The organism is Streptomyces sp. NBC_01257, from assembly GCF_035917255.1.
Taxonomy (GTDB): domain Bacteria; phylum Actinomycetota; class Actinomycetes; order Streptomycetales; family Streptomycetaceae; genus Streptomyces.
This window is the reverse complement of sequence record NZ_CP108472.1, coordinates 6,535,646-6,557,881: the sequence shown is the minus strand read 5'-3', so window position 1 is coordinate 6,557,881 and position 22,236 is coordinate 6,535,646. Positions and strand designations below refer to the sequence as shown.

At 70.3% G+C, this 22,236-nt stretch carries 21 protein-coding genes and 6 tRNA genes; 7 read left to right on the top strand and 20 right to left on the bottom strand.

Going from position 1 to position 22,236, the window contains the following annotated elements; genetic code table 11:
• Positions 1–59: 59 nt before the first annotated feature.
• Together recG and OG408_RS28695 are read right to left on the bottom strand one after the other, a co-directional pair.
• Positions 60–2,264: an ATP-dependent DNA helicase RecG gene (recG, locus tag OG408_RS28700; protein WP_285565764.1), complete on the bottom strand. Its 2,205-nt coding sequence runs from the start codon at positions 2,262–2,264 to the stop codon at positions 60–62.
• A gap of 63 nt (positions 2,265–2,327) precedes the next feature.
• Positions 2,328–3,950, bottom strand: coding sequence for a DAK2 domain-containing protein (locus tag OG408_RS28695; RefSeq protein ID WP_266783361.1), 1,623 nt, complete (start codon positions 3,948–3,950; stop codon positions 2,328–2,330).
• Between the two features lie 257 nt (positions 3,951–4,207).
• Between OG408_RS28695 and rpmB the strand changes: the two genes are divergently transcribed.
• Positions 4,208–4,393, top strand: coding sequence for a 50S ribosomal protein L28 (gene rpmB, locus OG408_RS28690; RefSeq protein WP_003965989.1), 186 nt, complete (start codon positions 4,208–4,210; stop codon positions 4,391–4,393).
• Positions 4,394–4,489: 96 nt separating this feature from the next.
• Here rpmB and thiD read toward each other — a convergent pair whose 3' ends face one another.
• Together thiD and OG408_RS28680 are read right to left on the bottom strand one after the other, a co-directional pair.
• Positions 4,490–5,299, bottom strand: a complete 810-nt coding sequence (gene thiD, locus OG408_RS28685) for a bifunctional hydroxymethylpyrimidine kinase/phosphomethylpyrimidine kinase (protein WP_266783359.1) — start codon at positions 5,297–5,299, stop codon at positions 4,490–4,492.
• Positions 5,300–5,309: 10 nt separating this feature from the next.
• Positions 5,310–6,281 carry a thiamine-phosphate kinase gene (locus tag OG408_RS28680; RefSeq protein WP_266783356.1) on the bottom strand — a complete coding sequence of 324 codons (972 nt, stop codon included), beginning with the start codon at positions 6,279–6,281 and terminating at the stop codon, positions 5,310–5,312.
• A gap of 308 nt (positions 6,282–6,589) precedes the next feature.
• Between OG408_RS28680 and OG408_RS28675 the strand changes: the two genes are divergently transcribed.
• Both OG408_RS28675 and OG408_RS28670 read left to right on the top strand, forming a co-directional pair.
• On the top strand, positions 6,590–6,823 hold the full coding sequence (locus OG408_RS28675; protein ID WP_064070330.1) for an Lrp/AsnC family transcriptional regulator: 234 nt from the start codon (positions 6,590–6,592) through the stop codon (positions 6,821–6,823).
• 20 nt (positions 6,824–6,843) lie between these two features.
• Entirely contained in the window at positions 6,844–7,332 is a 489-nt protein-coding gene (locus OG408_RS28670) for a DUF3515 domain-containing protein (protein WP_266783352.1), read from the top strand.
• 49 nt (positions 7,333–7,381) lie between these two features.
• On the opposite strand, the gene OG408_RS28665 is transcribed toward OG408_RS28670, so the two are convergent.
• From OG408_RS28665 to OG408_RS28655, 3 genes are all read right to left on the bottom strand, one after another.
• Positions 7,382–8,539: a D-alanine--D-alanine ligase family protein gene (locus OG408_RS28665; RefSeq protein WP_266783350.1), complete on the bottom strand. Its 1,158-nt coding sequence runs from the start codon at positions 8,537–8,539 to the stop codon at positions 7,382–7,384.
• A gap of 69 nt (positions 8,540–8,608) precedes the next feature.
• Complete coding sequence (locus OG408_RS28660; protein ID WP_266783348.1) at positions 8,609–9,619, bottom strand: NAD(P)H-dependent glycerol-3-phosphate dehydrogenase; 1,011 nt, start codon at positions 9,617–9,619, stop codon at positions 8,609–8,611.
• Positions 9,616–10,371, bottom strand: a complete 756-nt coding sequence (locus tag OG408_RS28655) for a lysophospholipid acyltransferase family protein (RefSeq protein ID WP_266783346.1) — start codon at positions 10,369–10,371, stop codon at positions 9,616–9,618. Before OG408_RS28655 ends, OG408_RS28660 begins: the two co-directional genes overlap by 4 nt.
• Before the next feature lie 160 nt (positions 10,372–10,531).
• Here OG408_RS28655 and cofC point away from each other — a divergent pair, with 160 nt between their 5' ends.
• Together cofC and OG408_RS28645 are read left to right on the top strand one after the other, a co-directional pair.
• Positions 10,532–11,215: a 2-phospho-L-lactate guanylyltransferase gene (gene cofC / locus OG408_RS28650; RefSeq protein ID WP_285565777.1), complete on the top strand. Its 684-nt coding sequence runs from the start codon at positions 10,532–10,534 to the stop codon at positions 11,213–11,215.
• Positions 11,216–11,225: 10 nt separating this feature from the next.
• Positions 11,226–11,429 carry a hypothetical protein gene (locus tag OG408_RS28645; RefSeq protein WP_266783342.1) on the top strand — a complete coding sequence of 68 codons (204 nt, stop codon included), beginning with the start codon at positions 11,226–11,228 and terminating at the stop codon, positions 11,427–11,429.
• A 141-nt stretch (positions 11,430–11,570) separates the two neighbouring features.
• On the opposite strand, the gene OG408_RS28640 is transcribed toward OG408_RS28645, so the two are convergent.
• The 4 genes from OG408_RS28640 to leuC all read right to left on the bottom strand — a co-directional run bounded on the left by OG408_RS28640 (position 11,571) and on the right by leuC (position 14,741).
• Positions 11,571–12,242, bottom strand: a complete 672-nt coding sequence (locus OG408_RS28640) for an HU family DNA-binding protein (protein WP_266783340.1) — start codon at positions 12,240–12,242, stop codon at positions 11,571–11,573.
• A gap of 143 nt (positions 12,243–12,385) precedes the next feature.
• Positions 12,386–12,613: a hypothetical protein gene (locus OG408_RS28635; RefSeq protein ID WP_266783338.1), complete on the bottom strand. Its 228-nt coding sequence runs from the start codon at positions 12,611–12,613 to the stop codon at positions 12,386–12,388.
• Between the two features lie 104 nt (positions 12,614–12,717).
• A complete protein-coding gene (leuD, locus tag OG408_RS28630; RefSeq protein WP_266783336.1) occupies positions 12,718–13,311 on the bottom strand; it encodes a 3-isopropylmalate dehydratase small subunit in 594 nt (197 codons plus the stop codon).
• A 5-nt stretch (positions 13,312–13,316) separates the two neighbouring features.
• Entirely contained in the window at positions 13,317–14,741 is a 1,425-nt protein-coding gene (gene leuC, locus OG408_RS28625) for a 3-isopropylmalate dehydratase large subunit (protein ID WP_266783334.1), read from the bottom strand.
• 174 nt (positions 14,742–14,915) lie between these two features.
• Between leuC and ndgR the strand changes: the two genes are divergently transcribed.
• Positions 14,916–15,632, top strand: coding sequence for an IclR family transcriptional regulator NdgR (gene ndgR / locus OG408_RS28620; RefSeq protein ID WP_024490257.1), 717 nt, complete (start codon positions 14,916–14,918; stop codon positions 15,630–15,632).
• A gap of 93 nt (positions 15,633–15,725) precedes the next feature.
• Here ndgR and OG408_RS28615 read toward each other — a convergent pair whose 3' ends face one another.
• Complete coding sequence (locus OG408_RS28615) at positions 15,726–16,223, bottom strand: DUF4188 domain-containing protein (protein ID WP_266783332.1); 498 nt, start codon at positions 16,221–16,223, stop codon at positions 15,726–15,728.
• A gap of 90 nt (positions 16,224–16,313) precedes the next feature.
• Between OG408_RS28615 and OG408_RS28610 the strand changes: the two genes are divergently transcribed.
• Entirely contained in the window at positions 16,314–16,955 is a 642-nt protein-coding gene (locus OG408_RS28610) for a MerR family transcriptional regulator (protein WP_266783330.1), read from the top strand.
• 104 nt (positions 16,956–17,059) lie between these two features.
• Here the strand turns inward: OG408_RS28610 and OG408_RS28605 are convergent.
• From OG408_RS28605 to OG408_RS28570, 8 genes are all read right to left on the bottom strand, one after another.
• A tRNA-Glu gene (locus OG408_RS28605) sits at positions 17,060–17,132 on the bottom strand.
• Positions 17,133–17,160: 28 nt separating this feature from the next.
• Positions 17,161–17,232, bottom strand: a tRNA-Gln gene (locus OG408_RS28600).
• A gap of 12 nt (positions 17,233–17,244) precedes the next feature.
• Positions 17,245–17,317 (bottom strand) — tRNA-Glu (locus OG408_RS28595).
• A gap of 60 nt (positions 17,318–17,377) precedes the next feature.
• A tRNA-Glu gene (locus tag OG408_RS28590) sits at positions 17,378–17,450 on the bottom strand.
• Positions 17,451–17,510: 60 nt separating this feature from the next.
• Positions 17,511–17,583: transfer RNA gene (locus OG408_RS28585), tRNA-Glu, on the bottom strand.
• Positions 17,584–17,618: 35 nt separating this feature from the next.
• A tRNA-Gln gene (locus OG408_RS28580) sits at positions 17,619–17,690 on the bottom strand.
• 85 nt (positions 17,691–17,775) lie between these two features.
• Positions 17,776–18,495, bottom strand: coding sequence for an HAD family hydrolase (locus tag OG408_RS28575; RefSeq protein WP_266783328.1), 720 nt, complete (start codon positions 18,493–18,495; stop codon positions 17,776–17,778).
• 18 nt (positions 18,496–18,513) lie between these two features.
• Positions 18,514–22,170, bottom strand: coding sequence for a DEAD/DEAH box helicase family protein (locus OG408_RS28570; protein ID WP_326672741.1), 3,657 nt, complete (start codon positions 22,168–22,170; stop codon positions 18,514–18,516).
• Between the last annotated feature and the right edge of the window lie 66 nt (positions 22,171–22,236).

Sequence of the window (22,236 nt, the reverse complement as noted above, 5' to 3'; positions counted from 1 at the left end):
GGCGTCGGGGCGGCCGGGGCGCCCGCGGCGGTCCCCCGCCGTCTCCCGTGCCCCGCGGGTCATCCCTTGTCGAGGTACTCCTCGCGGTCCTTGTCGAGCAGGGCGTCCAGGGCGATGCGCAGCTCGGGCAGGTGCTCCAGGTCCGGGTCGGCGGCCACCACCGTGACGGCCTCCTCGCGGGCGGCGGCGATGACCTCCTCGTCGTCGATGACGCTCAGCACCCGGAGCGAGGAGCGGACGCCGGACTGGGCCTGGCCGAGGACATCGCCCTCGCGGCGCTGTTCGAGGTCGATCCGGGACAGCTCGAAGCCGTCGAGGGTGGCGGCGACGGCGGAGAGCCGGGCGCGGGCGGGGCTCGCCTCGTGGGCCTCGCTGACCAGCAGGCAGAGTCCGGGCGCGGAGCCGCGGCCCACCCGGCCGCGGAGCTGGTGGAGCTGGGAGACGCCGAACCGGTCGGCGTCCATGATCACCATCGCGGTGGCGTTGGGGACGTTGACCCCGACCTCGATGACGGTGGTGGCCACCAGGACGTCCACCTGGCCCGCGGCGAAGCGGCGCATCACGTCGTCCTTGTCGTCGGGGTGCATCCTGCCGTGCAGCACCTCGATGCGGAGTCCCGCGAGCGGCCCCTTGGCGAGCTGCTCGGCGATCTCCAGGACGGCGAGCGGCGGGCGCTTGTCCCCCTCCTCGTCGGCGGCCTTCTTCTTCCCGCTCCCCTTCTTCTTCGCGTCGTCCTCGTCGTCACCGATGCGGGGGCAGACCACGTACGCCTGGTGGCCGTTCTCCACTTCCTCGCGGACCCGTTCCCAGGCGCGGCTGAGGAAGTGGGGCTTGTCCTTGGCGGGGACGACATGGCTGGCGATCGGCGAACGGCCGGCCGGCAGCTGGTCCAGGACGGAGGTCTCCAGGTCGCCGAAGACGGTCATGGCGACCGTGCGCGGGATGGGGGTGGCGGTCATGACGAGGAGGTGCGGCGGCTGCTTCCCCTTGGAGCGCAGGGCGTCGCGCTGTTCCACGCCGAAGCGGTGCTGTTCGTCGACGACGACGAGTCCCAGGTCGTGGAACTGCACCTTGTCCTCGATCAGGGCGTGCGTCCCGATGACGATCCCGGCCTCGCCTGTGACCAGGTCGAGCAGCGCCTGACGGCGGCCGGCCATACCCATGGAGCCGGTCAGCACGACGACCTTCGTGCCCTGGTCGGAGCCACCGAGCATGCCTCCCTCCGCGAGCTCGCCCATCATCTCGGTGATGGACCGGTGGTGCTGCTGGGCGAGGACCTCGGTGGGCGCGAGCATGGCGGCCTGCCCGCCCGCGTCGACGACGGCGAGCATCGCGCGCAGCGCGACCATGGTCTTGCCCGAGCCGACCTCGCCCTGGAGCAGCCGGTGCATCGGGTGCTCGGTGGCCAGGTCGTCGAAGATCTCCTTGGAGACCTTGAGCTGGCCGTCGGTGAGGGTGAAGGGCAGCTTGGCGTCGAAGGCGTCCAGCAGCCCGCCGGGGACGGGCCGCCGCGCCACCGCGGGGAGCTGGGTGTCCGCGTACCGGCGGCGGGCCAGGGCGACCTGGAGGACGAAGGCCTCGTCCCACTTCAGCCGGTCCCTGGCCGCCGCGACATCGGCCTTGGTCTGTGGCCGGTGGATCTTCAGCAGCGCCTCGGGGAGCGAGGTGAACCCCCGGCCCTCGCGCAGCGCGGCCGGCAGCGGATCGACGGCCTCCTGGGCGCTCGGCAGCACCGTGTCGACCGCCTTGGCGATCCGCCAGGAGTCGAGCTGCTTGCAGGCCGGGTAGATCGGGAGCAGCTTGCCGGCGAACGCGTCCACGGCCTCGGTCGCCCCGGCCTCGTCGTCGAGCAGCTGGTACGTGGGGTGGGCGAGCTGCATCTTCCGGTTGAAGACGGAGACCTTGCCGGCGAACATGGCGCGCCGGCCCGGCAGCAGCTCCTTGTGCGGCTTGTGCACGCCGTGGCCGAAGAAGACCAGCTGGAGGCGGCCGTGGCCGTCGCCGAGGGTCACTTCGAGGCGCTTGCCCCGGCCGCCGTTGAACATCATCACGCGGGCGTCCTCGACCTGGGCGACGACCGTCACGTGCTCGTCCAGCGGGAGGTCGGTCAGTGCCGTGAGACGGCCGCGCTCCTCGTACCGCCGCGGGTAGTGATGGAGGAGATCACCGACGGTGTGCAGGTCGAGGTGCTCGGCCATCACCTTCGCGGTGGGGCCGCCGAGCAGCTTCTTGAGGGGTTCGTCGAACGCAGACACGCGGTCCATTGCACACCACGGCACTGACAGTTGTCCGGCGGGCGCCACCGGAGCGCCCGAAGTCCGCGGGCGCTACTCCACCCCGATGAGCAGCGGAGCGCACTGGTGGCCGCCGCGGTACACCACCGTGTCCACGGCCAGGTAGCCCTCGCGGACGTGTTCCTCCAGGGCGTCGGCGAGGGTGTCCGGGACGTCCTCGCCGAGGACCAGCGTGACCAGTTCGCCGCCCGCCGAGAGCATGCGGTCCAGCACCTTGCGGGCGGTCTCGGGGACGTCCTCGCCGATGACGGCCACATCGCCGTCGATCAGGCCCAGGATGTCGCCGGCCTGGCAGATGCCCGCCATGGTCCAGGACTGCCGTTCGGCGACGGCCAGTTCGGCGTACCGGGTGGCGCCGGCCGCCGCGGTCATCGCGACCACGTCCTCGTCGAAGCTGCGGTCCGGTTCGTGTACGGCCAGGGCGGCTATGCCCTGGACGGCGGCGCGGGTCGGGATCAGGGCGACCCGGACGCCCTCGGTCCTGGCCTGCTCGGCGGCGGCCGCGGCGGTGTGGCGCAGGTCCCCGTCGTTGGGCAGGAGCACCACCTCGCGGGCGTGGGCGCGGCGGATCGCGTCGACGAGTTCGCCGCTGGCGGGCGGCTCCCCGGGCCGCGCGAGCACGGTCGTCGCGCCGGCCTCCGTGCACAGGCCGCCGAGGCCGTCGCCCGGGACGACCACGACGACGGCGCGCTGGGCGGGTTCGGGGCGGGCGTGGAGCCGGTCAGCGGCGAAGTGGGTGATGCGGATGCGGTACGGCCGTCCGGCCTCGACCCCGGCCTCCACCGCCGCTCCCGCGTCGTCGACGTGCACATGGACGTTCCACAGCCCGTCGCCGCCGACCACCACGAGGGAGTCGCCCAGGGTGTCGAGGCGGGCCCGCAGCCGTTCGACGGCCGGGTCCTCGGCCTCCAGCAGGTAGATGACCTCGAAGGCCGGACCGTCCTGGGGGGCGTCGGACGCGGGGCAGTCCACGACGGCGGACGGGGCGGCGGACGGTGCGGGCGCGCGTTCCGGGGCCCGGCCCGAGACGGCCTCGACCAGGGCGCCGAGCACGGCCACCAGTCCCTGTCCGCCGGCGTCGACGACTCCGGCCCGGCCGAGGACAGCGAGCTGTCCCGGGGTCGCGTCCAGGGCCGTCCGCGCCCCCTCGTACGCCGCCCGTACCACCGTGGACGCTCCGGCGCCCTCCGCCACCCGTCCGGCGGCTGCGGCGGCCTCGGCGGCCACCGTGAGGACGGTGCCCTCCACCGGACGGGCGACCGCCTCACGGGCCGATGCCGCGGCGAAGGCCAGGGCCGGGGCCAGCCGGCCGGGGCCGGCTCCCTCCGCCAGCACCCCGGCCATGCCGCGCAGCAGCTGGGCCAGGATCGTGCCGGAGTTGCCGCGGGCCCCGATGAGCGCGCCGTGCGCCATGGCGCGTACCGCGTCGGCGGTGGAAGGCGCGGAGGTGCCGGTCTCATGGGCGGCGAAGACGGCTTCGACGGCCGCGGCCGCGGATTCCACGGTCAGGTAGAGATTGGTCCCGGTGTCGCCGTCGGCGACGGGATACACGTTGATCGCGTCGATGGCCTCGCGCTCCCGGCCCAGTGCGTCCAGCGCCAGTGAGCACCAGGTACGCACCGCGACGGCGTCCAGGTCGTCGGCGGTCTGCGGCACCTGATGGTCCTCCTCGAAACGCGTACCGGGGCGGCGGGCTGCCCCGCAGAGTAGCCCCGGCCGGCCGGTGGGACGGGCCCCGGGGCGGGGCGGGCGGCTGTGGAACCCATGGTAGTTTCGTATCTCCGACGCAGCCGTTGTATGCTGCTTCGGTTGCCCGACGAGAGTCGGGACATTCCCCCGGTACCGCCACTTCAGTCAATGATTCCGGCGTGCCGGAATTCACTGTAAGTGCATCTGAAGTTTTGGAGTGACCCGTGGCTGCCAACTGCGACGTTTGCGGCAAGGGGCCGAGCTTCGGCAACAGCATTTCGCACTCGCACCGCCGTACGTCCCGTCGCTGGAATCCCAACATCCAGCGCGTGCGTGCCGTGGTCGGGCGGACGCCGAAGCGGCTCAACGTCTGCACCTCGTGCATCAAGGCCGGCAAGGTCGCGCGCTGACGTTCCCGTCGTAGCGCAGCCTTACCGGTTGCCCAAAAAGCCGGTCCACCTCGGTGGACCGGCTTTTTGCTGTGCCCGGACAGGGCGCCGGGCGGCTCAGCGGGCGTCCCGCAGCCGCCACCCGTGGTCGACCGGGCCGATCCCCGCGCCCAGCGCGAAGCCGGCCGCGATGGCCCCGGTGACGTAGGTCTTCGCGGCCCGGACCGCCGTGGGCACGTCCTGGCCCAGCGCCAGTCCGCAGGCGATCGCCGAGGCCAGGGTGCAGCCCGTGCCGTGCGTGTGGCGGTTGTCGTGGCGGGGGGCGCGCAGCCAGTGTTCCTCGGTGCCGTCCGTCAGCAGGTCGACGGGTTCGCCCGGCAGGTGCCCGCCCTTGACGACGACCCAGCGGGGTCCGAAGCCGAGCAGTTCGGCCGCAGCCCGGCGCATTCCGGTCTCGTCGGTGACGGTGATGCCGGTGAGCTGCGCCACTTCGTCGAGGTTCGGGGTCGCCACGGTCGCGACGGGCAGCAGCTTCGTACGGACCGAGTCGAGCGCCTCGGCAGCCAGCAGTGGGTCTCCGTGCTTCGAGACGCCGACCGGGTCGACGACGACGGGGGCGTCCGTCCCGGCGAGGAGCGCGGCAACGGTCTCGACGAGCAGCGCGGACGACAGCATGCCGGTCTTGACGGCGCTCACGCCGATGTCGTCGACGACGCTGCGGTACTGGGCGCGCACGGCCTCGGCGGGCAGTTCCCAGGCACCCTGCACGCCCAGCGAATTCTGGGCGGTCACGGCGGTCAGCACGCTCATGCCGTGAGTGCCGAGGGCCAGCATCGTCTTCAGGTCGGCCTGGATGCCCGCACCGCCGCCGGAATCGGATCCGGCGACGGTGAGCACTCGGGGCGGTACGGCGGAAGGTATGGGCATACGCCGCAATCTACTGGGCGTCCTCGATGTCGCCGAAGTGGTCCCACCCGCTCTTGGCGGTCCAGGGCGCCCCGTCGACCGTCACCTGGGGCAGCGCCGAGGGGTTGAGGACCTCGCCGATCACCTTCCAGCGGGCCGGCAGCTTCACGTCGGGCGGGAACGTCGCGACGATCGCGTGGTCCTCGCCCCCGGTGAGCACCCACTGCAGCGGGTCCACGCCGACGGCCTGCCCGATGTCGGACATCTGGGAGGGGATGTCGATGAGCCCGGAGCGCAGGTCGATCCGGACCTTGCTGGCCTCGGCGATGTGGCCGAGGTCGGCGACGAGCCCGTCGCTGACGTCGGTCATCGCGGTGGCGCCGAGACCGGCCGCCGCGGGGCCCGCGTGGTACGGCGGTTCGGGACGCCGGTGGGCCTCGACGAAGGCGCGCGGCGAGCGGAAGCCCCGGGAGAGGACGGCGTACCCGGCGGCGGACCAGCCGAGCCAGCCGGTGACGGCGACGACGTCGCCGGGCTGGGCGCCCGCCCTGGTGACGGGTTCGTGGTTGCGCAGATCGCCGAGCGCGGTGATCGCGACGGTGATGGTGTCGCCGCGCACGACGTCGCCGCCGACGACGGCCGCCCCCGCGACCTGGCACTCGTCACGGATGCCGTCCATCAGTTCCCCGGCCCAGGTGACCGGGAGTTCGGCGGGGACGACGAGGCCGAGGAGCAGCGCGGTGGGCACGGCGCCCATGGCGGCGATGTCGGCGAGGTTCTGCGCGGCTGCCTTGCGGCCGACGTCGTACGCCGTCGACCAGTCACGCCGGAAGTGCCGCCCCTCCAGCAGGATGTCCGTGCTGGCCACGACCCTGCGGTCGGGGGCGGTCACGACCGCGGCGTCGTCGCCGGGCCCCAGCCGTACCGCCGGAGTGGTGGTGAGCCGGGACGTCAGTTCCCTGATGAGCCCGAACTCCCCCAACTCGCCCACGGTTCCCTTCACCGAGTCTCACCTCTCATCTATGGGGCCGGACGGGCGTCCGGCCTGCTTCAGCGGCCGGGCGCCCGGACCGTGCGCCGCCCTGGTGGTCACGGGCACGCCCGCACCGCCTGTCCCCCGTCCGCGCCACTGAGCTTGCGGTCGCGGGCCGTCACTGCTGTCGGTACTGTCAAGAGATACGTCAACTTGTGTGTTCTGTACGCCACGCTGTGGGCGTCATCCGGCCCACAGGTCTCCCCGCGGCCCGCGGCAACGCGATACCGTGGCGTCCCTTTCCCCCACATGATCCTCGTGGCCGCCCTGGAGGTTCCGTGGTACAGGCGTACATCCTTATTCAGACCGAGGTGGGCAAGGCGTCGACCGTCGCCGAGACCATCGCCAAGATTCCGGGAGTGATCCAGGCAGAGGACGTCACCGGTCCCTACGACGTGATCGTGCGTGCTCAGGCCGACACGGTCGACGAGCTCGGACGCATGGTGGTCGCCAAGGTCCAGCAAGTGGACGGCATCACCCGAACCCTGACCTGCCCGGTCGTTCACCTGTAGCCCCCGTCTACGCTGGGCCGGTGACGTCTTCCCGCCGCCGGCTCCCCCACCCCGTGCTCCTCGGTCCGTCCGCAGCCCTGGTGCTCATGGCCGCGGCGGGCTGCACCTCCACGGACGCGTCGGCATCGGTCACGGTGCCCACTCCGTCCTCGGAAGCCGCAGCCTACTGCCGTGCGCTGCACAGGGAACTGCCGAGTTCCGTCGCCGGTCTGGAGCGCGGTGATCCCGCGCCCCGTTCGGACCTGACCGCCGGGTGGGGTGACGGGGCGATCGTACTGCGCTGCGGTGTTCCGCGCCCCGCGAAGATGGACGACTCCCAGGCGAAGGCCGCCGAGGCGAACGGCGTCAACTGGATGCTGGAGCAGCGGGACGGCGACGGGCCGCGCTTCACGACGACCCTGCGCAAGGCGTATGTCGAGGTCACGCTCTCGAAGGCGTACGAGCACGACGCGACCCCGCTGGCGGCGTTCGCCCCGGCGGTGAAGAAGACGGTTCCCAGCAGCCTGTAGGCGTGCGCTCCGGTGCGGAGCGCACGCCCTCGGCCGCGTCGGCGGGGTGTCAGCGCAGACCGGTCGGCCGGTCGAGCGCCGCCTGGATCAGCCGGTCCACCAACTGCTGGTAGCTGACGCCGCTCTCCTGCCACATCCGCGGGTACATGGAGATCGGGGTGAAGCCCGGCAGGGTGTTGATCTCGTTGATGACGAAGCCGCCGTCCTCCGTGAGGAAGAAGTCGGCGCGCACCAGGCCCTCGCAGGAGGCGGCCTCGAAGGCGTCGACCGCGAGCCGCTGGACCTCGGCGGTCTGCTCGTCGGTGAGCGGCGCGGGCACGATCCCGGACGCCGCGTCGATGTACTTGGCCTCGAAGTCGTAGAAGTCGTGCGAGGTGACCGGCGGGATCTCGGCCGGCACGCTGGCACGCGGTCCGTCCTCGAACTCCAGTACCCCGCACTCGATCTCGCGGCCCCGCAGCAGTGACTCCACGAGGAACTTGGGGTCGTGGCGGCGGGCCTCCTCGATCGCCTCGTCGAGTCCGGCGGGGTCCTCGACCTTGGTGATGCCGATGGACGAGCCGGCCCGGGCGGGCTTGACGAAGAGCGGCCAGCCGTGGTCTCCGGCGAAGTCCACGATCCGCTTGCGGGCGCCCTGCGGGTCGTTGTCCCACTCGCGGGGGCGCACGACGACGTACGGGCCGACCGGGAGTCCGAAGGAGGTGAAGACCCGCTTCATGTACTCCTTGTCCTGGCCGACGGCCGAGGCGAGCACACCGGCGCCGACGTACGGCACACCGGAGAGCTCCAGGAGGCCCTGGAGCGTGCCGTCCTCACCGTAGGGGCCGTGCAGGACGGGGAAGACGACGTCGACGTCGCCGAGCACCTTGGGGACCGATCCGGGCTCGCTGTAGACCACTTCACGGCTGCCGGGATCGACGGACAGCACCACGCCGCCCTCGTCGGACTCGGCCAGCTGCGCCACGTCCGGCATCTTCCGGTCCGTGATGGCCATGCGTTCGGGTGCGTCGGCGGTGAGCGCCCAGCGGCCGTCCGTCGTGATGCCGATCGGCAGGACGTCGTACTTCGTCCGGTCGATCGCGTTCAGGACCGCACCGGCCGTGACCACCGAAATGCCGTGTTCGGAGCTGCGGCCGCCGAACACGACGGCCACACGCGGCTTGCGGAGCTGCTGCTCCGTGCTCTGGGGGAGGTTCTCGCTGCTCATATCGCGATGAGCGTACCTGCTGGTACGGGTGACGTCAGCGCGGCCGGGGCCGCCCGGGGCCGAACGGGGTCAGTGCCGCTCGGCCTTGGCGCTGCGCGACATGAGCTCCTTGAGCGCGACCATCGGCGGCTTGCCCTCGTGAACGATGCCGACGACCGTCTCGGTGAGGGGCATCTCGACGCCGTGCCGGCGGGCCAGGTCGAGCACCGACTCGCACGACTTGACGCCCTCGGCGGTCTGCTTGGTGACCGCGATGGTCTCCTGGAGCGTCATGCCGCGGCCGAGGTTGGTGCCGAAGGTGTGGTTGCGCGAGAGCGGCGACGAGCAGGTCGCCACCAGGTCGCCGAGACCGGCGAGTCCGGAGAAGGTCAGCGGGTCAGCGCCCATGGCGACGCCCAGCCGGATGGTCTCGGCGAGGCCCCGGGTGATGAGCGAGCCCTTGGTGTTGTCGCCGAGTCCCATGCCGTCGGCGATGCCCACGGCCAGCCCGATGACGTTCTTGACGGCGCCGCCGAGTTCGCAGCCGACCACGTCGGTGCTGGTGTACGGGCGGAAGTAGGGGGTGTGGCAGGCGGCCTGGAGGCGGCGCGCGACGGCCTCGTCCCGGCAGGCGACGACGGCCGCGGCGGGGCGGCGTTCGGCGATCTCCTTGGCGAGGTTGGGCCCGGTGACGACGGCGATGCGGTCGGCGGAGACCGAGGTGGCGTCCTCGATGACCTCGCTCATCCGCTTCGCGGTACCGAGTTCGACGCCCTTCATGAGCGAGACCAGCACCGTCTGCGGCTCCAGGTGCGGGGCCCAGTCGGCGAGGTTGGCGCGCAGGGTCTGCGACGGTACGACGAGCACCGCGAAGTCGGCGCCGCGCAGGGCGTCGGCGGCGTCCGTGGTGGCCCGGACCGATGCGGGGAGCTCGATGCCCGGCAGGTAGCCGGGGTTGGTCCGGGTGGTGTTGATGGCCTCGGTGACCTCGGCCCGGCGCCCCCAGAGGGTGACCTCGCAGCCCGCGTCGGCGAGGACCATGGCGAAGGCCGTACCCCAGGAGCCGGTTCCGAAGACGGCTGCCTTCACGGGGTGTGTCACTTGGGTCCCTCTCCTTCGGCAGCCTTGCGCCGTTGTTCGGCACGGGCCTTGCGGTGGTCGTAGAGCTCGGCGGGCGCTTTCTCGCCGCGCACCTCCTCCAGCTGCGCGGTGACCGCGAGCATGATGACCTCGGTCGCCTCGCGCAGCACCTCGGGCGTCGCCTCCCGGTCGTAGAAGCGGGTGAGGTCGACCGGCGGTCCTGCCTGGACCTGGAGGGTCTTGCGGGGGAAGAGCCGGACCTTCTTCTCCGTGGCGTAGGGCGGCACCGCCAGGTTGGCGCCCCACTGGGCGACGGGGATGACGGGAGCGCGGGTCATCAACGCGACGCGGGCGGCACCGGTCTTGCCGGCCATCGGCCACATCGCGGGGTCGCGGGTGAGCGTGCCCTCCGGGTAGAAGGCCACGCACTCGCCGCGCTCGATGGCGTCGACGGCGGCCCGGAAGGCGTCCAGCGCGTTGGTGGTCTCGCGGTACACGGGGATCTGGCCGGTGCCGCGCAGCATCATGCCGACGAAGGGGGTCTTGAAGAGTCCCGCCTTGGCCAGGAGCCGCGGCACCCGTCCGGTGTTGTACTGGAAGTGCCCGTACGAAAGCGGGTCCAGATACGAGTTGTGATTGACCGCGGTGATGAATCCGCCGTCGGCCGGAATGTGTTCCATTCCCCGCCAGTCGCGCTTGAACAGAACCACCAGCGGCGGTTTTGCGATGACCGCCGCCAGGCGGTACCAGAAGCCGATTCTGCGGCGGGACACTCGGACACCTTCCTCTAGGACCTGACTGCGGAGCCGACTGCTGACTGACTACCGACGGTCAAGTCTCGCCCCAGGCCCCTGCTCTGTCGAGAACACCGTACGCCTCGCCTTCGGGACCGACCCTCCGGGTTGTCCCACCGGCAGGCGAGAATAGGCGGCCATGCGCATCGAGGGGGAGACCGCCACGAACACCGACCCGACCGGCCCCTGGTCGCTGGTCGTCCCGTTGAAGCCCCTGGCGCGGGCCAAGAGCAGGCTGATGCCCGCGTCGGGCGCCCTGCTGCGGCCCCGGCTGGCCCTGGCGTTCGCCCGGGACACCGTGTCCGCCGCACTGGCCTGCCCGGAGGTGGCCGATGTGGTGGTCGTCACGGACGACACGGCGGCCGGTGCCGCACTGGCGGCGCTCGGGGCCCGGGTCGTGGCCGACGCCCCGGCCGCCGGGCTCAACGCGGCCCTCGCCCACGGTGAGCATGCCGTGCGGTCGGTCCGGCCCCGGGCCGCCGTCGCCGCGCTCAACGCCGACCTGCCCGCGCTGCGTCCGGCGGAATTGTCCCGCGTACTCGAATTTTCTGCCGCTTTTCCGCGGGCTTTTGTGGCCGACGCCGCGGGAATCGGAACAACATTTCTGTCCGCTGGGCCGGGAGTGGAATTGCGGCCCGCTTTCGGCGGTCCGTCCAGGGCCCGGCATCTCGCTTCGGGCGCGGCGGAGATCACCCTGTCCGGTATCGATTCGGTGCGCCGGGACGTGGACACCGGAGCGGACCTGCGGGCGGCGCTGGCCCTGGGCGTGGGCCCGTACACGGCGGGGCGCTGGGCCGCGGGCGTCCCCGCGATGGACCGATAGGCTGCCGTTCATGCAGGCGACCTCGTACACGTACGACCCCGAGACCCGGACCGGCAGCGTGCTGCTCGACGACGGCACCCCGGTGGACTTCGACGCCCCGGCCTTCGACGCCGGCGGGCTGCGGCTGCTGCGTCCGGGGCAACGGGTGCGGATCGAGGGCGAGGGCGAGGGCGGCGGACTGCGCATCACCCTGGTGACGCTGCAGACCTTCTGAACCCGGCGGCCGCCGACCCGGAACGGCCCCGCAAGCCCTCCCCGGGACAGCCCGGCCGCCACTCCCCCGGACAGCCCGCGGGCCGGGCTCCCCCGAGGGGAGCCCGGCCCGGCGCGTGTGAGGAGCCTGTGCGGCCCGGTCTCACTTCTTGCGTGCAGTGGCCTTCTTGGCCGTGGTCTTGCGCGCCGTGGTCTTCTTCGCGGGCGCCTTCTTCGCCGTGGTCTTCTTGGCGGGCGCGGTCTTGCTGGCGACGGCCTTCTTGGCGGTCGTCGTCTTCTTCGCCGCGGGGGTCGCCTTCTTCGCGGCCGCCGTGGTCTTCTTCGCCGCCGCGGACGTCTTCTTCGCGGTGGTCTTCTTGGCGGTGGCGGTGGTCTTCTTCGCCGCTGCCACGGTCTTCTTGGCGGTGGCCTTCTTCGCCACGGCCTTCTTCGCGGTGGCCTTCTTGGCGGCGGCCTTGGCCGTCGTCCGGGTGGAAGAACCTCCCGAGAGGCTGCCCTTGGGGGCCTTCTTCACGGCCACGTCGTTCTTGGGGAGCTTCTTCGAGCCGCTCACCAGGTCCTTGAAGCCCTGTCCCGCACGGAAGCGGGGCACCGAGGTCTTCTTGACCCGTACGCGCTCACCCGTCTGCGGGTTGCGGGCGTAACGGGCCGGGCGGTCGACCTTCTCGAACGAGCCGAAGCCGGTGACCGAAACCCGGTCACCTGCGACAACCGCACGAACGATCGCGTCGAGCACCGCATCGACGGCGTCCGCGGCCTGCTGACGGCCGCCGACCTTGTCGGCAATCGCTTCTACGAGCTGCGCCTTGTTCACGTCTTCCCCTTCGGAGACATTGCCAGAACGAAACTGTTCAGGCTTTTTCGCACGTTAGGCAGATATATACCGCAAATCAAACACGAAACGGGCTAATCACCCTAGTGCCGCAACGAAGTCGACCGCTGCGCAGTTCCGCAGAGTCAGTCACCTTCGGGGAATCGGCCCTCATCGAGGTCCTTCATCAACCGGTCCAGACGCCTTGCTGCATCTGGGAGATCGTGCTTCGCCGCGGCCGTGACGACCAACAGCTTCCGGTTCAGCGCCATCCGTACGCCCTCCGGGACTTGCAGTGCACGCACTTGTGAGTGCGCTTCCTTCAATCGGTCGGCGACTTGGCCGTAAAGCTTGAGTTGGCTGTCGCGTTCCATGCACCGATTGTGCCATCTGGGGCGAGTTGTCGCCCGACGGGGGCTCAACAAGCGACTGCGCCCCCTACCAGATGGCAGGGGGCGCAGTACTGGAAAAGCGCTGCTCAGGCGTTAATTGTACGGGGCTTGTGGGCCGGCCTGGCCGCCTCGTAGGCCGCGATGTCCGCTTCGTTCTGAAGGGTGAGGCTGATGTCGTCCAGACCGTTCAGCAGCCGCCAGCGGGCGTTCTCGTCGAGCTCGAAGTCGGCGGTGATGCCCTCGGCGAGGACCTGCCGCTTCTCCAGGTCGACGGTGACCTCGGCCGTGGGGTCGGCCTCGGTCAGGTCCCACAGCGCGTCGACGGTCTGCTGGTCCAGAACCACGGTCAGCAGACCGTTCTTCAGCGAGTTGCCGCGGAAGATGTCGGCGAACCGGGAGGAGATGACGGTCTTGAAGCCGTAGTTCTGCAGGGCCCAGACGGCGTGCTCGCGGGACGAGCCGGTGCCGAAGTCGGGGCCGGCCACCAGGACCGAGGCACCCTTGCGCTCCGGGCGGTTGAGGACGAAGTTCTCGTCCTTGCGCCAGGCCTCGAAGAGCCCGTCCTCGAAGCCGTCCCGGGTGACCTTCTTCAGCCAGTGGGCGGGGATGATCTGGTCGGTGTCGACGTTGCTGCGGCGCAGCGGGACGGCCCGGCCGGTGTGTGCGGTGAAAGCTTCCATGATTCTCAGACTCCGGCGGGCGTGCGGTCGTCGGACAGGTCGGCCGGCGAGGCCAGATGGCCCAGCACGGCGGTGGCGGCGGCGACCTGCGGGGAGACCAGGTGCGTACGGCCGCCCTTGCCCTGCCGGCCCTCGAAGTTACGGTTCGAGGTCGAGGCGGAGCGCTCGCCGGGGGCCAGCTGGTCGGGGTTCATGCCGAGACACATCGAGCAGCCCGCGTGCCGCCATTCGGCGCCGGCGGCGGTGAAGACCTTGTCCAGGCCCTCCTCGACGGCCTGCAGGGCGACCCGGACGGAGCCCGGGACGACCAGCATCCGTACGCCGTCGGCGACTTTGCGGCCGTCCAGGATCGCGGCCGCGTTGCGCAGGTCCTCGATCCGGCCGTTGGTGCAGGAGCCTACGAAGACGGTGTCGACATTGATGTCGCGCAGCGGCTGGCCGGCGGTCAACCCCATGTACTCCAGGGCCTTTTCGGCGGCGTTGCGCTCCGAGGCGTCCTCGTACGAAGCAGGATCGGGGACGTTGGCCGACAGCGGCGCGCCCTGGCCGGGGTTGGTGCCCCAGGTGACGAACGGCGCCAGCTCGGCGGCCTCGATGACCACCTCGGCGTCGAAGACCGCGTCGTCGTCCGAGCGCAGGGTCTTCCAGTACGCCACGGCGGCGTCCCAGTCCGCGCCCTGCGGGGCGTGGTCGCGGCCCTGCAGGTAGTCGAAGGTGGCCTGGTCGGGGGCGATCATCCCGGCCCGCGCCCCGGCCTCGATCGACATGTTGCAGATGGTCATCCGGGCCTCCATCGAGAGCTTCTCGATGGCGGAGCCGCGGTATTCGAGGATGTAGCCCTGGCCGCCGCCGGTGCCGATCCGGGCGATGATCGCGAGGATCAGGTCCTTGGCGGTGACGCTGTCGGGCAGTTCGCCCTCGACGGTGATCGCCATAGTCTTCGGACGGGCCAGCGGCAGCGTCTGGGTGGCCAGCACGTGTTCGACCTGGCTGGTCCCGATGCCGAACGCGAGGGCGCCGAACGCGCCGTGCGTGGACGTGTGGGAGTCGCCGCAGACGACGGTGGTGCCCGGCTGGGTCAGCCCCAGCTGCGGGCCGACCACGTGCACGACGCCCTGCTCGACGTCACCCAGCGAGTGCAGCCGGACGCCGAACTCCGCGCAGTTCTTGCGCAGGGTCTCCAGCTGGGCGCGGGAGACCGGGTCGGCGATCGGCTTGTCGATGTCGAGGGTCGGGGTGTTGTGGTCCTCGGTGGCGATGGTGAGGTCGAGGCGCCGCACCGGGCGTCCGGCCTGCCGCAGACCGTCGAAGGCCTGCGGGCTGGTCACCTCGTGCAGCAGGTGCAGATCGATGAAGAGGAGGTCGGGCTCACCTTCGGCGCGCCGGACGACATGGTCGTCCCAAACCTTCTCCGCGAGTGTCCTACCCATCGCTTTCCCTCCGGCCGGCGTCTTCGCCGGCCCAACTAGAGATTCGGTGCGCCCCCGTCCGGACCCCCGTACGGGGCGGTGGCTACGGGCCGTTGTGCGGCCGCCCCTACAGGTTCGCAACTTCCCCGGAAAATTGAACTTGCGTTTCACAGAGTGAGACGCGAGTATCGTCGTATGGACAACTCTAGCGGCGTCGGCGTTCTCGACAAGGCAGCTCTGGTATTGAGCGCCCTGGAGTCCGGGCCTGCCACCCTCGCCGGGCTGGTAGCGGCGACCGGGCTCGCACGACCCACGGCCCATCGACTGGCCGTGGCACTGGAACACCACCGCATGGTGGCGAGGGACATGCAGGGCCGTTTCATTCTCGGCCCCCGCCTGTCGGAGCTCGCCGCGGCGGCGGGCGAGGACCGGCTGCTCGCCACGGCGGGACCGGTGCTCACCCACCTCCGCGACATCACCGGCGAGAGCGCCCAGCTCTACCGCCGGCAGGGCGACATGCGGATCTGCGTGGCGGCGGCGGAGCGGCTGTCCGGACTGCGGGACACCGTGCCGGTCGGCTCCACGCTCACCATGAAGGCGGGATCCTCCGCCCAGATCCTGATGGCCTGGGAGGAGCCGGAGCGTCTGCACCGCGGCCTCCAGGGCGCCCGCTTCACGGCGACGGCGCTCTCCGGCGTACGGCGCCGGGGCTGGGCCCAGTCGATCGGTGAGCGCGAACCGGGCGTGGCCTCGGTCTCCGCTCCGGTGCGCGGCCCCTCGAACCGGGTCGTCGCGGCGGTCTCGGTCTCCGGGCCGATCGAGCGGCTGACCCGCCACCCGGGCCGGATGCACGCCCAGGCGATCATCGACTCGGCCGCCCGGCTGAGCGAGGCGCTGCGCCGCACGGGCTGAACCGGCGCCCGTCCCGCTTCCCCCAGCAGCCGCCCCAGCGTCGTGGCGGCCCCTTCTCCTTCTCCGGCCCCTCCGCGCCCGCCCCTCAGGGCCTCACCCGGCCGACGAGCGATGTGCGAAACGGTCCGCCGCACGGCGGCCCCGCCCCTCGATCGGCAGCGAACCGGTCGCCGCGGCCAGTCCGTACAACGGCATGTCGGCGTAGATGGACTCGTAGCCGCCCTCGGGCACCACATAGGTCTCGTGCCACAGCCCCACGTGCTGCCGGGACTTCTTCTCCTTGCGGTTGATCATCGCCCACGCCCTGCGGTGGAACATGTCGGGCGCGGCGGCGTACGCGTACAGCTTCTCCTTCGACTCCCAGTACTGGACGACGTAGTAGGTCCTGGGCGACCCGGACAGCAGGGTGCAGCCGAGCAGGCCCCTGCTCCTGTCCCGCCTCAACTCCCGGAGCATGCGCGGCATCGCGAGAAGCACGGGAAGCCAGTGGTGCACTCCCCGGAAGTGGTTGATGCGCATGCCGATCAGCAGGACCACCACATCACCCTCGGCCGCGGCGGTCGTCCGTCCCGGAATCGGTTTCGCAAACATGCGGGCCCCCTGGCACCTTGTTGGAGAGTGGAACTATCCAATGGTTGGATCGTGGCACCGCCCGGCGGGCGGCGCAAGGGAAGGGGCGGAATGCGACTCTCGGAACTGAGCGAGCAGAGCGGCGTCAGCACGGCGACGATCAAGTACTACCTGCGCGAGGGGCTGTTGGCGCCGGGGCAGCGGGTGAGCGCGACGCAGGCCGAGTACGACGAGAGCCATGTGCGCCGGCTGCGACTGGTCCGGGCCCTCCTCCAGGTGGGCCGGCTCCCGGTGGCCACGGCCCGGGAGGTGCTGAGCCACGCCGACGACGAGTCCCTCGGCCGGACGATCCGGCTGGGCGCGGCCCTCTGGTCGCTGCCGCACGGCCCGGACGCGGACCCGGAGGCGCCGGAGACGGCGGCCGCCACCGCGGAGGTGGACCGCCTGCTGGACCGGCTGGGCTGGACGACCGCCCGGGAGATCGGCCCCCTCTCCCCCTCCCACCGGTCGCTGGTGGCGTCCCTGGCGACCCTGATCCGGCTCGGCTACCCGTTCCGGGACGACTATCTGGCGGACCACGCCCGCCTCATGCACGAGGCGGCGGCCCGCGACCTGGACATGATGGAGACGTACCCCACACAGTCGGAACAGGTGGAGATGGCGGTCGCCTCCGCGGTGCTGTACGAACCGGTGCTCACCGCCCTGCGACGGCTGGCCCAGGAGGAGGAGTCGGCCAGGCGGTACGGCCTGTGAGCGCGGCGCGCGGACTCAGGCGGCCGCCCGGGTCCCAACGCCCCGCGCACACACAGCAGAAGGCCCCTCACCGGAGTGAAGGGCCTTCGCCTGATGCTCTGTTGTACCCCCGACCGGATTTGAACCGGCGCTACTGCCGTGAGAGGGCAGCGTGCTAGGCCGCTACACAACGGGGGCTTGGATACTGCGACTTGCTGGTCTTGCGCTGGGCTACCAGGACTCGAACCTAGAATGACGGTACCAGAAACCGTAGTGTTGCCAATTACACCATAGCCCATGGTGTTACAAGTACCCCCGACCGGATTCGAACCGGCGCTACTGCCGTGAGAGGGCAGCGTGCTAGGCCGCTACACAACGGGGGCCCTAGCGATCCTGCATCAAGAACGTGGGTGCGACCCAGATGTTCTCGCGGGAAGGATCTGTACCCCCGACCGGATTCGAACCGGCGCTACTGCCGTGAGAGGGCAGCGTGCTAGGCCGCTACACAACGGGGGCCCTAGCGATCCTGCATCAAGAACGTGGGTGCGACCCAGATGTTCTCGCGGGAAGGATCTGTACCCCCGACCGGATTCGAACCGGCGCTACTGCCGTGAGAGGGCAGCGTGCTAGGCCGCTACACAACGGGGGCTTGTTCCTGCAACTTGCTGGTCTTGCTGTCTTGCGCTGGGCTACCAGGACTCGAACCTAGAATGACGGTACCAGAAACCGTAGTGTTGCCAATTACACCATAGCCCACTGAAACGCAACCCCTCGGGGCCTTGTTCCTGTCTGCACTTCCCGTCCGGATCTTTCGTCCCGCTCGGGCGGCGCAGGAAGAACATTACCTGAAGGTGTCCGGCGCTCCAAAACGGGTATTGCCCGCCAGCAGGCCGGGAAGCTGGTCGAGGGCCGTGATCCGGACGAGTTCGGGCCGTCCGCCCCGGCCGCGGCGGTCGAGCCAGACACCCGCGAGACCGGCGGACACCGCACCCCGGGCGTCGATGTCGGGTTCGTCCCCCACGTACACGACCTCCGCGGGCGGCAGGTCCAGCGCCTCGCAGGCGGCGTGGAAGGCCTCGGGGGCGGGCTTGGAGATGCCCAGCTCCGCAGCGCACAGGAGGGTCTCGAAGCGGTCGCGCACACCGAGCACGGTCAGTTTGTGGTGCTGCTGTTCGAGGGCGGAATTGGACAGCACGCCGTGCCGGTGGGTCCCGGCCAGGGCGTCGAGCACGGGAACGGTGTCCGGGAAGAGTGCCCAGGACGCTTCGTAGTGGGCGATGTGCCGGTCGAACCAGGCATCCGCCTCGGCGTCGTCCAGCGGGCGGCCGAGGAAGTCCCTGGCCCGGTCCCGGCGCTGGCCCTGCCAGTCGGTCTCACCGGCGGCGAACCGCGCCCAGTGCTCCCGGGTGAGCCGCTGCCAGGCGTCGAGGGCCTCGTCCGCCGATGCGTACCCCCCGGGCAGGCCCTCCGCCGCGAGGTGCCGGGTCATTCCGGCGGCGGCGGCGCTCGTGTAGTCGAAGAGCGTGTCGTCGATGTCCCAGAGGACGGCCCTGATCGGCATGCACACCAGCGTAGGCGCCTACGCGGCCAGCATGGTGGGCTTTGCCGTGCTGTGCAGGCCGATGAAGACGATCTTCAGGTCGTCGATTTCCTCCAGGGAGAACAGATCATCCGGCCCGCCGGGCGCCCGGTCGTGGAACGGGCTGCCTACTTCGTACAGATCGCCGAGGTCGAGCACACCGCGCTTGGTGACCACGTCGACCGTGAGTGAGACGAAGTCCAGCTGCGCTGCGCTCAGCTGCTTCCCTGCGATGAAACCCTCGAACGCCCGCTGTGCGGCCTGCCGGTCCAGTCCGCACAGAGCACGGACGAACAGGCCAAGACCTCCCGTGGCCCGCACCTCGTCCAAATCCTCGGGCGAGGCTACTGCTTCGGCAAGAAAGATCTCCTCCAGACCGGCCAGGTCGTCTTCGGTGATCTGCTCGTTGTGACGCAGCTTGTGTACGGCCGGCTGGTCCTCGTGACGCAGCAGATAGGCGCGGGCCTTCTGGCGGAACCTCTGCTCGTCCGTGCCCGTCGGCATGTCCTTGATATCCGCCTCGGAGATCTCGCCGAACTCGTCCTCGAAATCGGTGTAGACGATCTTCCGCTTGGCCTTGGGGTCCACCAGCTTGGCCAGCCCTCGCAGCCGCCTGCGCAGGTCTTCGAGCATCGGCAGCGTGACGCCCTGCCACCACTCCTCGCCCGCTGCCGCCTCCAGCAGCTCCCGCTGCTCGCAGACGGCCGGGATGTTGGTCTTCCCGAGCAAGTTCTCCACGAGCTCGCGGACCTTCTGGCGCAGCTTGGCGTACTCCTTGCCGCCGTCCAGCGCCGCGAGCTGGAGACGGAAGGCGATGAGGTCGAAGCGCTTGGCTTCCTCGCGCGTCTCGTCCGGGTCCGGTTCGTGATCGCTGGGCAGGTGGAGCAGCTTCTCGCGGACCGTGTGTTCGGCGTCTTCGTCGATGCGGTGCCAGGTCCGGAAGTCGGCGAACGTCTCGATGTCACGGCGGTGCGGCCGGACGAGGAAGTTGTCCAGGTTCATCCCGGCCACGGTGGCGTGCAGGCGATGAGCCAGGGCCCACCTGACCGACGGCTCGGTCGCGATGGCGTCGGGGCCGCCGTCTCGGGCCGGGTCCGGCTGGTCCCGGCGGTCGAGGCTGCGCAGCAGGTCTAGTTGCAGACCGAGCAGGCGCTCTGTGAGGGCGGGCGCCTGACGGGCTTCGACTCCATCGAGGTCGCTGTTGAAAAAGTCGATGTTGCCGCAGAAGTCGAAGACGCGGAAGTTCTGCTTGGCGTGATCGGGGTTCGTCTCGTCCGGCCCGAACAGGGCCGGGCGCAGCCGGGTGCCGCGGCCGATCATCTGCCAGAACTTGGTCTTGGAGAAGACCGGCTTGGCAAAGACCAGGTTGACGACCTCCGGCACGTCGATGCCCGTGTCCAGCATGTCGACGGAGATCGCGATGTCGGGTTCCTTGCGCGCTGCGGAGAAGTCCTCGATCAGGGACTGGCGGTAGGTCTCCTTGTACGTGATCACGCGCGCCTGGTGGCCGGCGCCCTTGGGATAGTTGGCGTTGTACCGGGCCTCGATGAACCGGGCGTGCTCGTTGTTCTTCGCGAAGATGATCGTCTTGCCGAGGCGGTCACCGCCCTCGACCCGGTGGCCCTGGGTGACCAGGACTTCCAGCATCTTGTCGACGGTGTCATCGTTGAACAGGAATCTGTTCATCTCGTGACGGCTGACGGCGTCGGGCTTGTCACCGTCCTCCGACCACTCCTTGGCATCCCACTCGGCCTTCTCCTCCTCGGAGAGCTCCTCGTAGCGGATGCCGTGCTCCATGAACTTCAGCGACACCTTCACGGCCTTCGGCGGCACGAGGTATCCCTCCCCGACCGCCTCGTTCAGACCGTAGGAATCAGTGGGGACGCCGTCCTCCAGCTGGAACAGCTTGTACGTGTTGCGGTCGATCTCGTCCTTCGGGGTGGCGGTCAGACCGAGGAGGAGCGAGTCGAAATAGCGGAAGATCGCACCGTACTTCGCATAGACGGAACGGTGGGCCTCGTCGATGACGACGAGGTCGAAGTACCCGGGACCGAAGCGGCGGCGGCCCGTGCTGTCCGTTACGTCGATCTGCTTCATCATCGTCTGGTAGGTGGAGACGAAGACGTGCGCCGACGCGGACTTGTCATCCAGGAGACTGGCGACGGGGGTATTAGGAAGGTGCTCCTTGAACGCCTTCATCGTCTGGATGACGAGGGCTTCGCGGTCGGCGAGGAACAGCACGCGCTGAGCCCAGCCGGCCTTCTTCAGCTGGTCGACGAGGGCCACGGTGGTACGGGTCTTGCCGGTGCCGGTCGCCATGACGAGGAGGGCCTGACGCTGGCGGTCGCGTTCGTACGTCTCACCGACGCGCTTGATGGCACGCAGCTGGTAGGGGCGGCCGGCGATCTGCTCGTTGACCGGGGTCGTGGTCAGCGAGAGGCGGCCCGCGCGCTGCCGTACATGCCAGTGGAGCTGGTCATGAGTAAGAAAGCCCTGGATCCGGCGGGGCGGGTAGCGCAGGCCGTCGTCCCAGAGGTGGATCTCGTAGCCGTTGGTGTAGAAGATCACCGGGCGGCGGTTGAACTCGGCTTCGAGGGCGTCCGCGTACAGCTTGGCCTGCTGCTGGCCGTCGCGGGGGTCGCGGCGGGTGCGCTTGGCCTCGACGACGGCGAGGGGCTTGCCGTCGGCGCCCCACAGGACGTAGTCAACGGCACCGTTGCCGGAGACGGTCTGCATGCCGGTAACTCTGCGCTCGACGGTGTACTTGCCCGCCGGATCGGCCCCGGTGCCCGCCAGATCCCAGCCGGCCTCCTTGAGAAGGAGGTCTATGAACGTGTTCCGGGTGGCACGCTCGTCGTAGTCGTGGGTGTCCTGAACCCTCTGGTTCGCGGCCTTGGCCGCGGCGACCTGGGCCCGGAGTTCGGCAAGCTGCGCTGCGAGGTCTTCACTCGCGGCACGGGCCTTGCCGAGCTCGTCCGCCTGTTGCTGGTAGTGGTTCTGGTCCTCATCCGCCTGCTTGCGCAGCTCCGCCTGCTTCTTGAGACGTGCCTCGGGAGAGAGCGGGCGCGGGATGGCGGTGGAGTCGAACTCCATGCCCGCGGTGGGGAGGTCGTGGGCCTGGCCCGTGTAGGTGCGGGCGAACCAGTAGAGCGAGTGGAACAGCTCGCGCAGGCTCGCGACGGCGGTCTGCGAAGGCACGGGGGTCTGCTTGTGGACCGCGTGGTTGCCCTGGCGGCGGATGATGTCCATCTTCGCGTTCACGGCGGGCCCGACGAGCGTCCGGAACGACGGCTCGTGGAGCATCGCGTTGAGGTCCATCTTGTACGGGGCCCGGAGCGAGGTGTCCTTGTCGTACATCCAGTGCACGGCCAGCTCGATCGCCCGACGGGCGTAGAAGCAGGCGGCCCTGGGGTCGGTGTACACGAAGCGCTCGGCGCGGGTGGCTTCCTCGTGGAGGGCGGGCCATTCGGCACGGAGGAAGGCGAAGTTTCCCGCGGGGCGGGTGATGTGGTGGGCGGCGGCATCGTCGGGGGATGGGCGCGGCGTCGGGGGGCCGGGGGTGGGGCGCGGCCCCGGCTTGGGCCGTTCCGCCTTGCCACTGCTGTCGCCGAAGCCGTCGTGCCCTCGGTTGCCGTCGTTCCCTCGGTTGCTGGCCATCGCTGTGGCGCCCCTCTCCCCTGTGCCGGTCGCTGTACGCGGCCGTGAGCTACGTGATGCGGCAGC

Excerpts from the sequence above, each read along its gene's own strand:
- OG408_RS28665 (WP_266783350.1), bottom strand. The coding sequence starts at position 8,539 with ATGAGCAGCGAGAACCTCCCCCAGAGCACGGAGCAGCAGCTCCGCAAG.
- OG408_RS28610 (WP_266783330.1), top strand. The coding sequence starts at position 16,314 with ATGCGACTCTCGGAACTGAGCGAGCAGAGCGGCGTCAGCACGGCGACG.
- OG408_RS28615 (WP_266783332.1), bottom strand. The coding sequence starts at position 16,223 with ATGTTTGCGAAACCGATTCCGGGACGGACGACCGCCGCGGCCGAGGGT.
- OG408_RS28570 (WP_326672741.1), bottom strand. The coding sequence starts at position 22,170 with ATGGCCAGCAACCGAGGGAACGACGGCAACCGAGGGCACGACGGCTTC.
- OG408_RS28635 (WP_266783338.1), bottom strand. The coding sequence starts at position 12,613 with ATGGAACGCGACAGCCAACTCAAGCTTTACGGCCAAGTCGCCGACCGA.
- ndgR (WP_024490257.1), top strand. The coding sequence starts at position 14,916 with ATGGACAACTCTAGCGGCGTCGGCGTTCTCGACAAGGCAGCTCTGGTA.
- OG408_RS28645 (WP_266783342.1), top strand. The coding sequence starts at position 11,226 with ATGCAGGCGACCTCGTACACGTACGACCCCGAGACCCGGACCGGCAGC.
- recG (WP_285565764.1), bottom strand. The coding sequence starts at position 2,264 with ATGGACCGCGTGTCTGCGTTCGACGAACCCCTCAAGAAGCTGCTCGGC.
- leuD (WP_266783336.1), bottom strand. The coding sequence starts at position 13,311 with ATGGAAGCTTTCACCGCACACACCGGCCGGGCCGTCCCGCTGCGCCGC.
- leuC (WP_266783334.1), bottom strand. The coding sequence starts at position 14,741 with ATGGGTAGGACACTCGCGGAGAAGGTTTGGGACGACCATGTCGTCCGG.
- OG408_RS28575 (WP_266783328.1), bottom strand. The coding sequence starts at position 18,495 with ATGCCGATCAGGGCCGTCCTCTGGGACATCGACGACACGCTCTTCGAC.
- thiD (WP_266783359.1), bottom strand. The coding sequence starts at position 5,299 with ATGCCCATACCTTCCGCCGTACCGCCCCGAGTGCTCACCGTCGCCGGA.
- cofC (WP_285565777.1), top strand. The coding sequence starts at position 10,532 with ATGCGCATCGAGGGGGAGACCGCCACGAACACCGACCCGACCGGCCCC.